Origin of the sequence: Mesorhizobium sp. M0633 (genome assembly GCF_040320645.1) — a bacterium.
GTDB lineage: Bacteria > Pseudomonadota > Alphaproteobacteria > Rhizobiales > Rhizobiaceae > Mesorhizobium.
Genome location: NZ_JAMYQC010000014.1, coordinates 1 through 13,778, shown reverse-complemented (window position 1 = coordinate 13,778; position 13,778 = coordinate 1). Strand labels below are relative to the sequence as shown.

Genomic DNA, 13,778 nt, shown 5'->3' with positions numbered 1-13,778 from the left:
GCGCGCGGGTTCATGCCGGTTTCCTCACCAGATTGACGAAGATCTCCTCGAGCGAGCTGTTTTCCGTATCGATGTCGCGGAACTGGATGCCGGCCGCCTCGAGCTCGCGGATCAGCGAGGCGACGCCCGGCCGTTCGCTCTGGTTGTCATAAGTATAGGTCAGCTGTCCGCCATCCGGCGAAAGCTCCAGCGCGTAGTGCGAAAAAGCATCGGGAACGGTGGCCAGGGGACTGCGCAGTTCCAGCACAAGCCGTTTGCGGCCAAGCTTGCGCATCAGCTCGGCCTTGTCCTCCACCAGCACGATCTCGCCGCGGTTGATGACGCCGACGCGGTCGGCCATCGCCTCGGCTTCTTCGATGTAATGCGTGGTCAGGATGATGGTGACGCCGTCTTCGCGCAGCCGGCGCACCATCGCCCACATGTCCTGGCGCAGCTCGACATCGACGCCTGCCGTCGGTTCGTCGAGGAACAGGATGCGCGGCTCGTGCGACAGCGCCTTGGCAATCATCAGCCGGCGCTTCATGCCGCCGGACAGCGTGATCGCCTTGGCGTCCTTCTTGTCCCAGAGCGACAGGTCGCGCAGCACCTTTTCGACGAACGCCCTGTCCGCCGGCTTGCCGAACAGGCCGCGGCTGTAGTTAACCGTCGCCCACACGCTCTCGAAGGCGTCGATGGTCAGTTCCTGCGGCACCAGCCCGATCAGACTGCGCGCGGCGCGGTAGTCGCGGTTGATGTCATGGCCGTCGACGGTGACGGAACCCGACGAGCGGTTGACGATCCCGCAGACGATCGAGATCAGCGTTGTCTTGCCGGCGCCATTCGGCCCGAGCAGCGCAAAGATCTCGCCGCGCACGATGTCGAGATTGATCTCCTTCAGCGCCTTGAAGCCGGTGGCGTAGGTCTTGGTGACCCCGGAAATCGAGATGATCGGCTGCATGGCTGAAAACGACTGCTTGAAACAGAGTTGTTGATTTAATCCGCTGAATGTCGGTTCGCAAATCCGGATGTCAATGGCGCTCCTGACAGTTCTGGACCATCGAGGTCGCCGGAATAGGCAACACCTGCCTCGTAAAAGCAGATTAACCGCACTGCGGCGTTCCGCCTCGCGGCGGGACGCCGCTTTGACCGTCCGGTGCATCAAGCCTATCCTTCAACAAACAAGCAGCAGCCGGAGCCGCCATGGACCCGCTCATTCTGTCGCGCATACAGTTCGGCGCGAACATCTCGTTCCACATCCTGTTCCCGGCGATCACCATCGCGCTCGGCTGGGTGCTGCTGTTCTTCAAGCTCCGCTACAACGCGACAAACGATTCCGCCTGGATGCGCGCTTATTTCACCTGGGTTAAGGTATTCGCGCTGTCCTTCGCCATGGGCGTGGTTTCCGGCGTCACCATGAGTTTTCAGTTCGGCACCAACTGGCCGGGCTATATGGAGACGGTCGGCAACATTGCCGGCCCGCTGCTGGCCTACGAAATCTTGACCGCCTTCTTCCTCGAGGCGGCGTTCCTCGGCATCATGCTGTTCGGCTTCCGCCGTGTCTCGAACCGCGTCCATACACTGGCGACGGTGCTGGTGGCCGGCGGCACCACCTTGTCCGCCTTCTGGATCATCGCGCTCAATTCGTGGATGCAGACGCCGGCCGGCTTCGAAATGCGCGATGGTGTTGCGCACGCCACCGACTGGTGGGCCGTTGTCTTCAATCCGTCCATGCCCTACCGGCTCGTCCATATGCTGCTTGCTTCGGGCCTGACCGTCTCGTTCCTGGTCGCCGGCCTGTCGGCGCTGCGCTATCTCTACGGCGATCGCTCGGAATCGATGTGGAAGGCGCTGCGCACCGGCGTCTTCACCGCCGCGATCCTGATCCCGATCCAGATCTTTGCCGGCGACCAGCACGGCCTCAACACGCTGGAACACCAGCCGCAGAAGATCGCCGCGATGGAGGCCAACTGGAACACCGGTCCCAACGTGCCGCTGGTGCTGTTTGCGCTTCCCGATGAAGCGGCCAAGGAGAACAGGTTCGAGCTCATCATTCCCGATGGCGCCAGCCTCATCCTCAGGCACAGCGCCGGCGGCATCGTACCGGGGCTGAACGATTATGCCGGCAACCATCCCCCGGTATTTCCGGTGTTCTGGGGCTTTCGCATCATGGTCGGCACCGGCCTCCTGATGCTCGCCGTCTCCTGGTCGGCGGCCTTCTTCCTCAAGCGCCGCCACGGCCTGCCCAAGCCGCTGGCGCTTGTCATGGTGCCGATGGCGCTGTCCGGCTGGCTGGCGACGCTGGCCGGCTGGTACACCACCGAGATCGGCCGCCAGCCCTGGCTGGTCACCGGCGTGCTGCGTACCGCCGATGCTGTCGGGCCGGTCGCCGGCAGCCATATCGCGCTGTCGCTCGCGGTCTATCTCATCCTCTATGTGCTGCTCTTGATCGCCTATCTCGGCGTGTTGGTGCATCTGGCATTGAAGGCGGCGAAGGATGGTGACACCTCGCCGCTACCGGGCGTCATGAACAGGCCGCTGTCGCAGCCGGTTGCGCAACCAGGAGAAACATCATGAGCTTCGACTGGCCGACCCTGCTGCCTCTGATCTTCGCCGGCCTGATGGGCCTCGCTATCCTGATCTACGTCATCCTCGACGGCTTCGATCTCGGCATCGGCATCCTGTTCGCCGCAGCCGAAGACACCGAACAGGATACGATGATCGCCGCCATCGGCCCGTTCTGGGACGCTAACGAGACCTGGCTGGTGCTGGCGGTGGGCTTGCTGCTGGTCGCCTTTCCATTGGCGCACGGCACCATTCTGACGGCGCTCTACATTCCGGTCTTCGTGCTGCTGGTCGGCTTGATCCTGCGCGGCGTCGCCTTCGATTTCCGCGCCAAGGTGCCGGCCGGCAGGAAGCACCGCTGGAACCGCATCTTCTTCCTCGGCTCGGTCATCGCTTCGCTGGCGCAAGGTTATATGCTCGGCGTCTATGTGCTCGGCCTCGACGTCGGCCCTGGCGGCATGGCGTTCGGCGCGCTGGTGGCGCTCTGCCTTGCCGCGGCCTACGCGGCGATGGGCGCGGCCTGGGTCATCTATAAGACCGAAGGCGATCTGCAGAAGAAGGCGGTGCTGTGGCTGCGCACGGCGTTGGTGCTGACCGCGCTCGGCATGGTCGCGGTATCGCTGGCCACGCCCTTTGCCAGCGCGCGCATCTTCGACAAATGGTTCGTCTGGCCGGCCATGCTCTATTTGTCGCCGCTGCCGATCCTGTCGGCAGTGCTGTTCCTGTGGCTGTGGCGCCAGACCTTCCATCTGCCGAAGCCCGACGACCGCCACGCGCTGCTCCCGTTCCTGACATTGGCCGCGATCTTCACGCTCGGCTTTGCCGGCCTCGCCTGGTCGTTCTACCCCTTCGTGGTGCCCGACCGGCTGACCATCTGGCAGGCTGCTTCGGCACCCGAAAGCCTGGCCGTCATCCTGGTCGGGACGGTCGTCGTGCTGCCGATCATCATCTTCTATTCGTTCTTTGCCTACCGGGTGTTCGCCGGCAAGGCGACGGATCTGACCTATGACTGACCGGTATCGCCGTCGCCTGAAACAGAATATTCATCTTCAAGCGGAATAACCTTCTCTGGCCGGCCCAGCAGAATCGCCGGCAAGAAGAAGGGCAACAGAATGAACCCCTTTTCTGCGGCAGGACAGGATCGGCTGCTGCTTTTGCTGATCCGGACGGTCGCGCTGATCGGCGCACTCGCGCTTGCCGGCCTGCTGCCGGCCATGCCGCAGGCGCATGCCCAGGACGCGGCCAACTGGACGGGCGTGTGGGACACGAAGTGGCGCGGCGGCGGCGCCCAGATCAAGTTCGAGCAGACGGGCACTGACGTAAAGGGCGTGTACCCGCTTTATAACGGCCGTATCGAGGCCAAGGCCGAAGGCGACAAGCTTGTCGGCCACTGGTTCGAAGGCGACCGCCAGGGCGCCTTCACCTTCGTCCAATCGCCTGACGGCGGCAGCTTCATGGGCCGCTTCGATGCCGCCACCGCCGAATGGTGGACAGGTGTGCGCGTCAGCGCCGTCGAGGACGTCCGTGTCGACCAGTCGAGCCCGATGAGCACCATGCGCTCGTTCCTGCAGACAATGAACGAGAGCGGCGCCGACAATGTGCCGCGCGCCACCGGTGGCGGCATGGGTCTTGCCGGTCTGGCAGCGGGTCTCGTCGACGTCACCGAGGCCGACCGCGGCGGCCTCAACATGCCCGATTACACCAAGCTTCTGTTCACCGTCATCGACAACGCGACGTTCCGTCTGTGGAGCATGCCGCATGATGCGATTTCCGGAGACGAGGTGACGGCGACGCTGCCGCAATACGGCACCAGGATCTCCTTCGACGTCACTTTTCGTCGCAAGAATGGCGACTGGTTCATCGTCGGGCCGCCACTTGCCCAGCTCCAGGCCAAGCTCGCCGAATTCCAGGAAGCGCGTGGCGAAGCCGTCGACATGGTCGACGATCCGAGCAGGCTCGCCTCGCCGCGCGACACGTTCAAGGTATTGTTGAGCGGCCTCACCGAAGCCGGCGACCCGGCCCAGGCGGCGCTCGACCTGCGCAACTACAGTCAGGCGGTGCGTGGCGACGAGGCGTTCCTGCTCGAGCGCTATCTCAAAAAGGTCATCGACCGCATCGGCTACGTCTATTGGCAGGAGATCCCCGACGATCCGAAGAGCAACACCCCCTTCGTCTATTTCGAGCATCCCGTCGGCAACATCGTCATCGGCCCGGTCGAGACTGAGAAGGGCAAGATCTGGCAGTTCACGCCCGAGACGCTCGCCCACATCCGCGCGCTCTACGCCGATGTCGAAGACGTGCCGGTGGCGCCGGAATTCGCCGCCTTCGCCAGCACCGACCCGTTCTTCATCGCCCGTGGCCTCGCCCGCGAGATCAGCCCCGGCCTGCTCACCCGCGCCGGCCCGATGGAGCGCTGGCAATGGTCGATGCTCGGCCTTGCCGCACTGGCCGGCATCGTCTTCGGCTTCATCGCCAATGCGCTGATTTCCTTGTTTGTGCGAAGGACGGACAGCCCGGCCTTCTTCCGCATTGTCGAATGGGCGGTGCGCTCGATCGTGCTTGGCTTCTTCCTGCTGTTGACGCTGCGCCCGCTCGGTCTGCCGCAAGTGGTCGCCGCCCCGGTCAAGGCAATCGCCTGGAGCCTGGTCGTGATCGGCGCCGTGCCGGTGGTCTGGCACCTGATCGGCAAGGTCGCCGACCATTACCGTGGACTGTGGCAGGTGCCCGGCTATCACGACACGCTGATTTCGCTGTCCACCGGCGTGGCGCGCGTCGCCGTGCTGGTCGTCGCCTTCCTGCTGCTGGCCGAAGTGCTCGCCATCCCCTACGAAGGCGTCATCGCCGGTCTCGGCATCGGCGGTCTGGCGGTGGCGCTGGCCGCGCAGCCGACGCTGCAGAACTTCCTCTCCGGCCTGACGCTCTATGCCGATCGGCCGGTCAGCGTCGGCGACTTCTGCAAGTTCGGCGACCAGTCCGGCACGATCGAGCATATCGGCATGCGCTCCACCCGCATCCGGTCGCTCGACCGCACGATCATCTCGGTGCCAAACTCGGATTTCGCCGGCATGCAGATCGAGAACTACGCGCATCGCGATCGCACCCGGTTCGCGACGACGCTGCAGCTGCGCTACGAAACGACGCCCGATCAGCTACGTTACGTCCTGGCCGAGCTGCGCAAGCTGCTGATTGCCCATCCGCGCGTCACCGATGAGCCCTGCCGCGTGCGCTTTGCCGGCTTCGGCGCCTATTCGCTCGATATCGACGTGTTCACTTATATCAAAACCGCCGACGTGGCCGATTTTCAAGCCATCCGCGAGGACATCCTGTTGTCCATGATCAACATCATGGATGATGCCGGCGCGCAGTTCGCCTTCCCTTCGTCACTGGAATACAGAGCCACCGACCTTCCGGTCGACGACGAAAAACGCATCGCCGCGGAGAAAAGGGTCAGCGATTGGCGCGAGGCGCAAAACCTGCCTTTCCCCGACTTCAGCCAGATCGACAAATTCGCCCTCAACAACACACTTGCCTACCCGCCTGAGGGCTCGGCGCATTATCGCGAGACGGAGCCCGACCCGGACTCGGCCGAGGCAAAGGCGACGCTGGAGAAGGTGCGCTGGAGCCTGCCCTGGAAAAAGGGGGAGTAGTGCGAAGCGCGGAAACTGCTGATCTCCCCCCTCGAGGGGGAGATGTCGCTGAAAGCGACAGAGGGGGTCGCCGCGCGTGGAGTGCCAACTTCGTCTTCCTCGATATGCCGGACCGCGTCGCGCCAACCGAACCGACCCCCTCTGGCCTGCCGGCCATCTCCCCCTCAAGGGGGGAGATCAGCAGGCCCCCCGCAAAACTCAGCTCTTGTTGGCGGCCAGCACCAGCACCGGCTTTTCGCTGTAGAGGTTGGGGAACAGCCGCTTCAGATTCTCGACCTTGGGCAAATCGTTGTAGACGATATAGGGATAGGTCGGGTTGAGCGTCAGAAAGTCCTGGTGATAGTCCTCGGCCGGATAGAAGGATTTGCCGATCTCCAGCGTCGTCACGATCGGCTTGGGAAACACCTTGGCCTTGTCGAGCTGGGCGATGTAGCTTTCGGCGATCTTTTTCTGTGCGTCGTTTTCGGCAAAGATCGTCGAACGGTACTGGGTGCCGCTGTCCGGGCCCTGGTAGTTCAGTTGCGTCGGGTTGTGCGCCACCGAGAAATACACCTGCAGCAGCTGGCCGTAGGTCACCTCGGACGGCTCGTAGGTGATCTCGACGGATTCGGCATGGCCCGTCCGGCTGGTGCCGACCATTTCATAGATGGCCGTGTCCTTGTCGCCGCCGGTATAGCCGGAAACGGCGCTGGTGACGCCCTTGACGTGCTGGAACACGCCTTGCACACCCCAGAAGCAGCCGCCGGCGAAGACCGCCTTTTCGGTGCCGGCGGTGGCCTTCTCGTCCAATGCCGGCGGCGGGATCACCACCGCGTCTTCGGCCGAGACTGCCGGCGTCTGCCAGAGCACGGCCGCGGCGGCCGTGAGGATGAGCGCGGCAAGTGCTGCTTTTGCGAAAATCGACGATCGTTTCAGGGCTCCGGTCATGTCTGATCTCCCATGATGCTGGTGTGGATTATACGACGGATAGGTCCGCCGGGCTCTCACATTGCTGTGCGCATCGCCTATTTGGCCGGAGCCATGGCATCGCAGGCCTTGGTCGCTTCGGCTTTCTTCATGGCGTCCGTCTCGGCGGCGGCCTTGGCCATGCAGTCGGCCTTCATCGGATCTGTCGCCTTCATCGCGGTCGTGGCCATCGCGTCAGCCGCCATGGCGCCGGCCGGCTTCATTGCGTCCGTTGCCGGTTTCATGGCGTTTGTTGCCATGGCGTTCGCCGGCTTCATCGCATCTTCGGCCCGCGCCGCGCCTCCTGCGAACAGCGCCGTCGAGCAAAGTGCGAAGGCGAGTGCCGCCAGGGTCGGGCGATTGGTCAAAGGATTGGTCATGATGATCTCCTAGGGTTTGGCAGGGGTTGACGGCATGCAGCGGCGCCGCTGCGGCGTTGCGCAAATTTCGGAACGGGTTCTAATTCGCTGCGGCAGCGAGGATCGGCCCGCCGCCCGGCACCTGCACCAGCACCGCTGTGCTGAGGCCGCCCGTCGTCGCCGGCAGCGGCAGTGCGGTGGCGTCGCCGGTCCAACTGCCCAGCCTGGTCAGCGAATGCACGACATTGGCGTGCGGCAGCGTGCGGCCGGTGTTTTCTCCGCGCGCCACCGGCACCTCGACGACGCCCTTGCCGTAACGCACCAGCCAGACATCGGCCCTGCCGCCGGGCACCGGACCGGCGCCGATGCTGACCTTTCCGCCGGCGAGCGACAACGAAGGTCCGTCAGCGTGGCCGCCGCTCGAAATCAGCTGCTCGATCTCGCCCGGCCTGGCGCCGACGGCATCGGCCCTGCCGTTGACCACCACTTGCGGCGTGAACGGGCCGGAACGGCCGAGCGACGGTTCATAGCGGACCTGGCGCTGGGTGAATTCTTCTTTGCCGAATGTGTCCTTCCAGCCGAGATAGTCCCAGTAGGTGACGTTGAAGGACAGCGCCAGCACGTCGGGCCGGTCCTTGACCTTGATCAGATTGGCGTTGGCCGGCGGACAGGACGAGCAGCCCTGGCTGGTGAACAGCTCTACGACGGTCAGCGTCTGGCCGGCGGCCGCGCTGGTTGCCGACAGCACAGTCGCGGAAAACAGTGCCGCGGCGAGCCCCATCAGGGCTGTGCTTCGTTCCGATCCGGTCATCGCTGTTCTCCTGTGCGGTTCCATGTCCACACTTCGCCGCCGACACACGGTTCGTTACAGCATCACCGCTTCGTGATCGTTCGCAGCTCTCCCACAGGGGGCGAAGGGAAGACGGTCGCTCGCAACCAACACGCCACCCGGTGTGACCGGGGCGGCGGTGTGATGGACGGCAGCCTAAGCGGGCCGATATGCCCTCGCACTCAGCTGCGGCGGCCTATTGTGTCAACAGCGTTTCGGATGCCCGCTGATTGAAGGCGCATTTGCCGGTTACTGTGTAGAAAAAGTCCGCGTTGGAATCGGTGATGGTCGGAGATGTCGGCACCGACGATCCCCCGTCTTCCCACGCTTGTGTGCTGGTCTGGCCGCACGGCACCAGCGTAAAGATATCGACCGTTTGGCCACTGGCGATCTCGACGCCGTTCGCGTAGAGGCGGTTCGATGTTGCCGGATCGTTCGATTTGAGCACCGTTGGATTGCCTGACGGGACATCCATCTGCAGATATAGCTGGTCCATCTGGCTGACGTCGATCACCGCGCCGGCACCGGTCGCGGGATACATTGTGTTGACACAGGTGGTCGTGTATTTCCTGCCGTATGAGTCAGTCTGGACGATCGTGGTGCTAGGCAAGGCGTAGAAGCTGAGCACCGTGGTGGTCGTACACACCTGCTGCTGGACCATAGTGATCGTCGCTCCGTTGATGGTGGAGACGGTCGCCGTGCCATAGCCTTTCGGATCGCCATAACCGTTGTATATGTAGGTGATCTTCATCAGCTTGTTGGCCACCGTGTCCCCGAATTTGGTGCCGTAGAGCGTCATTGTCTTGCCCCACCAGCCCGAGACCTTGGTCACCTTGAACGTGGCTTGCACCAATGCCGGCCGCTTTGTCACTGCCGACGCAACGCCGACCTGCACTGTGTTGATCCTGGCGATCTGCATGAAATTCGTCGGCATGGCAAAGCCGGCCGAAGCCTTGATGCTGGCGGCGCCGTCGGTGGCGACGACGAAGCTGTCGAGCTTGGCCGTGCCTTGCCCGCCATTGGCCAGGTATGCCTCCTGCAGTTTTACCTGGCGGTCCGCCAGTGAGGTGTCCGTCGCAAGCGTCGTGATCGACAGCGACGCTGCATCGAGGGCGTTCTGCATCGATGCCCTGGTTGAAACCGCAGAGGTATAGTCGATGGAAAAACCCAATGCGGCAACCATCGGGATAAGCAAGATGGCGAGCAATGGCGCGAACGAGCCGCTCACCGATTTGAGAAATTTGCGTGCTGACAACGGCATTCCGATCCCCCCGAAACGGCGACGGCCGGTGGGCTACCACGCCGGGCGCGAACTATGCTCTAATCTCATGGATCAAAGTTTAACGACTTTGCCGCCCCGCCGCCGCACCCGCGCCCCGCCGCTTGCCGATGTAGCGTGCCCCTGCTAAAGCGCGCCGCATGACCACGCCGATCAAAAACATCCGCAACTTCTCCATCGTTGCCCATATCGACCATGGCAAATCCACGCTTGCCGACCGGCTGATCCAGTCGACCGGCGGGCTGGAGCTGCGCGACATGAAGGAGCAGGTGCTGGACTCGATGGACATCGAGCGCGAGCGCGGCATCACCATCAAGGCGCAGACGGTGCGGCTGAAATACCGCGCCAACAATGGCCAGGATTATGTCCTCAACCTGATCGACACGCCCGGCCATGTCGACTTCGCCTATGAAGTGTCGCGCTCGCTCGCTGCCTGCGAAGGTTCGCTGCTGGTCGTCGACGCCTCGCAAGGCGTCGAGGCGCAGACGCTGGCCAATGTCTACCAGGCGATCGACAACAACCATGAGATCGTCGTGGTGCTGAACAAGGTCGACCTGCCCGCCGCCGAGCCCGAGCGCATCCGCGAACAGGTCGAGGAGGTGATCGGCATCGACGCCTCCAACGCCGTGCTGATCTCGGCCAAGACCGGGCTAGGCATTCCCGACGTGCTGGAAGCGATCGTCAACGATCTGCCGCCGCCGCGCGAGGGCGACATCACGGCCCCGCTGAAGGCGATGCTGGTCGACAGCTGGTACGACGCCTATCTCGGCGTCATCGTGCTGGTCCGCATCATCGACGGCGTGCTGAAGAAGGGCCAGACCATCCGCATGATGGGCACTGGCGCCAGGTACCTGGTCGAGCGCACCGGCGTCTTTACGCCAGCCCGCATCAATGTCGACGAGCTCGGCCCCGGCGAGTTCGGTTTCTTCACCGGCTCGATCAAGGAGGTTGCCGACACCCGCGTCGGCGACACCATCACCGAGGACAAGCGGCCGACGGCGCAAGCCCTGCCCGGCTTTAAGCCGGCGCAGCCGGTGGTGTTCTGCGGCCTGTTCCCGGTCGACGCCGCCGATTTCGAGGATCTGCGCGCCGCTGTCGGCAAGCTGCGCCTCAATGACGCGTCCTTCTCCTTTGAAATGGAAACCAGCGCCGCGCTCGGCTTCGGCTATCGCTGCGGCTTCCTCGGGCTGCTGCATCTCGAAATCATCCAGGAGCGGCTGGAGCGCGAGTTCAATCTCGATCTCATCGCCACCGCGCCTAGCGTCGTCTACCGCCTGCTGTTGAACGACGGCTCGGTCAAGGAACTGCACAACCCGGCCGACATGCCCGACGTGGTCAAGATCCAGGCCATCGAGGAGCCGTGGATCCGCGCCACCATCCTCACCCCCGACGACTATCTCGGCGGCATCCTGAAGCTCTGCCAGGACCGGCGCGGCATCCAGGCCGACCTGTCCTATGTCGGCAAGCGCGCCATGCTGATCTACGATCTGCCGCTCAACGAGGTGGTCTTCGACTTCTACGACCGGCTGAAATCGATCTCCAAGGGCTACGCCTCGTTCGACTATCATTTGACCGACTACAAGGAAGGCGACCTGGTCAAGATGTCGATCCTGGTCAATGAGGAGCCGGTCGACGCGCTGTCGATGCTGGTCCACCGCACGGCGGCGGAAAAGCGCGGCCGCCAGATGTGCGAGAAGCTGAAGGAGCTGATCCCGCATCATCTGTTCAAGATCCCGATCCAGGCGGCGATCGGCGGCAAGGTCATCGCCCGCGAGACCATCTCGGCGCTGCGCAAGGATGTCACCGCCAAATGCTACGGCGGCGACGTCTCACGCAAACGCAAGCTGCTCGACAAGCAGAAAGAGGGCAAGAAGCGGATGCGGCAGTTCGGCAAGGTGGATATCCCGCAGGAGGCGTTTATCCAGGCCTTGAAGATGGGCGATTGAGAAGCCGGTTGGCGCGCACAGCGCGCCAAGCCATCGATCCAGTGAATCGATGGCAGGCTTCGAAAGCGGGGGAGCTGCCGGAGGCAGCGGGCCCCCCGCCAGCGCGGCGCTGAAGCTGCATGGTGGAGATTGGGCAGAAGAGTGCGACAGGTCAGCAAGCTGGATACGCGCCGGCCATTGCGACCCTTCAGGACAGCGGACCATCATTGGAGAATGTCCCGCCTTGAAGTATCCTTGCGGCTTCGGGGGAGACATCACATGCGCTCCACTCTGGACCTCGTCGCCGCGATCGGCCTCGCCATCGGCGGCGCTTTCGGACTCGCCGGCACCTTCGTCGAGAGCGCCGAACTTCGCGAAACGCTCTGGACGATCGACGGCGTGGCGCTCGTGGTGGCGACCGCGCTGTTGACGATGAAATATCAGCGCCAGGGCAATGACTGCGTGGCGGCTGGATTTTTGACCTTTCTCGCCGGCGAAAGCCTGCTGCTCTCCGGCAATGCGGCGGGGCTTGAGGCCAGCGTGCCCTCCTATATCGGCGGTATCTCGCTTTGGGCGGCGGCGCTGGTCATGGTCAGCGCGCCGAAAACCTTCGCGCTGTGGATGCGGCTCACGGCTGTCGTGGCCGCCTTGCTGTTTGTTGCGTCGGCGGGCCTGATCCTCTGGGGGGCGCCGTTGCTGCCGACCTCGGAGCCGCTGCCCGCTGCCGGATATCCCTTCCTGGTGCTCACATTCATCGGCTGGATCTGGACGCTGCTGAAGCCCAGCCGGTGAGGCCAGTCGGACCGCCCCCTCTCCGGCCGCTTCGCGGCCACCTCTCCCCCGCTTTGCGGGGGCGAGGAACCCACGTCTTGAGAGGCTGGTCGTCCTTCGCGCCCCCTCTGTCCCGTCGGCGTCTCGATACAATACCGCCATCCCTCCGTTCACCCCGCGCCCGCGTCATGCTAATCAGCACCCATGGCACAAAAGAAAGCATACGAGGTCGATGCATGGCTCGCGAAGCCGGATCCGCGCGTCTCGATCGTGCTGCTTTACGGTCCCGATCGCGGGCTGGTTGCCGAGCGGGCAAAGGCCTTTGCCGGCAAGACCGGCCTGCCGCTTGACGATCCGTTCTCGGTCGTCAGGCTGGACGGTTCGGAGGTCGATCGCGACGAGGGCCGCCTGCTCGACGAGGCCCGCACCGTGCCGATGTTTTCGGAGCGGCGCCTGCTATGGGTGCGCAATGCCGGCGCCCAGAAGGCGCTTGCCGACGACGTCAAGGCGCTGACCGTCGAGCCCGCGCGGGACGCCATCATTCTCATCGAGGCCGGCGACCTGAAGAAGGGCGTCGGCCTGCGCGCCGTGGTGGAGGCGGCGGACAATGCCATGGCATTGCCTTGCTATGCCGATGAGGCCAGGGACATCGATACGGTCATCGACGACGAATTGCGCAAGGCCGGCATGTCGATGACGCTGGAGGCGCGGCAGGCGCTGCGCCGCAATCTCGGCGGCGACCGGCTGGCCTCGCGCGGCGAAATCGAAAAGCTTGTGCTTTATGCGCATGGCCAGCCCGAAATCGGCCTCGACGACGTCAAGGCGACATCTGGCGATGTCTCCGGCCTCTCCTTCGATGCGGCGGTCGACGCCCTGCTCGAAGGCAGGATCGCCGATTTCGATACCGCCTTCACCCGCCATTGCCAGTCCGGCGGCCAGCCCTTTCTGGTGCTTTCATCGGCGATGCGGCAGTTGCAGACGATCCAGGCGATGCGCGGCCTGATGGACGCCGGCGGCCGCAATGCCGCTTCGGTCGTTGCCGCGGCGCGCCCGCCGGTTTTTTTCTCCAGGCGCAAGCTGGTCGAGAAAGCCCTCGAACGCTGGAGCAGCGAAGCGCTCGGCCGCGCACTCAACCGCCTGCAGACGGCGGTCCTGCAGACACGCCGGCGGCCGGATCTGTCGATCGCGCTGGCACGCCAGGCCCTGCTCGGCATTGCCGTGGAGAGTGCCAGGCTGGCGCAGAGATAGGAGCACCCGACCTTCTCCCCTTCTTGTGGGAGAAGGTGGATCGGCGCGCGGCGCCGAGACGGATGAGGGGTGTTGGACGGAATGAGGCGTCGGCGTTCCCTGGAACACCCCTCATCCGTCGCCTTCGGCGACACCTTCTCCCACAGGGGGCCTGTTGCGTAATTCGCTGATTGTGATTCTCTGAGACGAAGCTCGGAGGGAATCGCGATGGCAGTGAAGCAGATGGGCCAGTTG

General features: G+C 64.0%; 11 protein-coding genes. 6 read left to right on the top strand and 5 right to left on the bottom strand.

Going from position 1 to position 13,778, the window contains the following annotated elements:
• Positions 1-10 precede the first annotated feature (10 nt).
• Complete coding sequence (locus NKI47_RS16520; protein WP_352571566.1) at positions 11-937, bottom strand: ABC transporter ATP-binding protein; 927 nt, start codon at positions 935-937, stop codon at positions 11-13.
• Positions 938-1,179: 242 nt separating this feature from the next.
• Here NKI47_RS16520 and NKI47_RS16515 point away from each other — a divergent pair, with 242 nt between their 5' ends.
• From NKI47_RS16515 to NKI47_RS16505, 3 genes are all read left to right on the top strand, one after another.
• Entirely contained in the window at positions 1,180-2,553 is a 1,374-nt protein-coding gene (locus tag NKI47_RS16515; RefSeq protein ID WP_352591691.1) for a cytochrome ubiquinol oxidase subunit I, read from the top strand.
• Positions 2,550-3,554 (top strand): cytochrome d ubiquinol oxidase subunit II, encoded by a 1,005-nt coding sequence (locus tag NKI47_RS16510; protein ID WP_352571564.1) that lies wholly within the window; start codon positions 2,550-2,552, stop codon positions 3,552-3,554. The genes NKI47_RS16515 and NKI47_RS16510 overlap by 4 nt, the downstream gene beginning before the upstream one ends.
• A 99-nt stretch (positions 3,555-3,653) precedes the next feature.
• Positions 3,654-6,188, top strand: coding sequence for a mechanosensitive ion channel family protein (locus tag NKI47_RS16505; RefSeq protein WP_352591688.1), 2,535 nt, complete (start codon positions 3,654-3,656; stop codon positions 6,186-6,188).
• Between the two features lie 198 nt (positions 6,189-6,386).
• Here NKI47_RS16505 and msrA read toward each other — a convergent pair whose 3' ends face one another.
• From msrA to NKI47_RS16485, 4 genes are all read right to left on the bottom strand, one after another.
• Positions 6,387-7,115, bottom strand: a complete 729-nt coding sequence (gene msrA / locus NKI47_RS16500) for a peptide-methionine (S)-S-oxide reductase MsrA (protein WP_352591685.1) — start codon at positions 7,113-7,115, stop codon at positions 6,387-6,389.
• Between the two features lie 77 nt (positions 7,116-7,192).
• Complete coding sequence (locus NKI47_RS16495) at positions 7,193-7,513, bottom strand: hypothetical protein (protein ID WP_352571561.1); 321 nt, start codon at positions 7,511-7,513, stop codon at positions 7,193-7,195.
• Positions 7,514-7,592: 79 nt separating this feature from the next.
• The gene (locus NKI47_RS16490) at positions 7,593-8,303 is read right to left on the bottom strand and encodes a DUF1223 domain-containing protein (RefSeq protein WP_352591682.1); all 711 of its coding nucleotides are present in this window, start codon (positions 8,301-8,303) and stop codon (positions 7,593-7,595) included.
• A 214-nt stretch (positions 8,304-8,517) separates the two neighbouring features.
• Positions 8,518-9,582, bottom strand: a complete 1,065-nt coding sequence (locus NKI47_RS16485) for a TadE/TadG family type IV pilus assembly protein (RefSeq protein WP_352591679.1) — start codon at positions 9,580-9,582, stop codon at positions 8,518-8,520.
• A 158-nt stretch (positions 9,583-9,740) separates the two neighbouring features.
• On the opposite strand from NKI47_RS16485, the gene lepA reads away from it, so the two are divergent.
• The 3 genes from lepA (at position 9,741) to holA (ending at position 13,544) form a co-directional block, all read left to right on the top strand.
• Positions 9,741-11,546: a translation elongation factor 4 gene (gene lepA, locus NKI47_RS16480; protein WP_352591676.1), complete on the top strand. Its 1,806-nt coding sequence runs from the start codon at positions 9,741-9,743 to the stop codon at positions 11,544-11,546.
• Positions 11,547-11,804: 258 nt separating this feature from the next.
• The gene (locus NKI47_RS16475) at positions 11,805-12,317 is read left to right on the top strand and encodes a hypothetical protein (protein ID WP_352591673.1); all 513 of its coding nucleotides are present in this window, start codon (positions 11,805-11,807) and stop codon (positions 12,315-12,317) included.
• A 183-nt stretch (positions 12,318-12,500) separates the two neighbouring features.
• Positions 12,501-13,544 carry a DNA polymerase III subunit delta gene (gene holA, locus NKI47_RS16470; RefSeq protein ID WP_352591670.1) on the top strand — a complete coding sequence of 348 codons (1,044 nt, stop codon included), beginning with the start codon at positions 12,501-12,503 and terminating at the stop codon, positions 13,542-13,544.
• Positions 13,545-13,778: the final 234 nt, after the last annotated feature.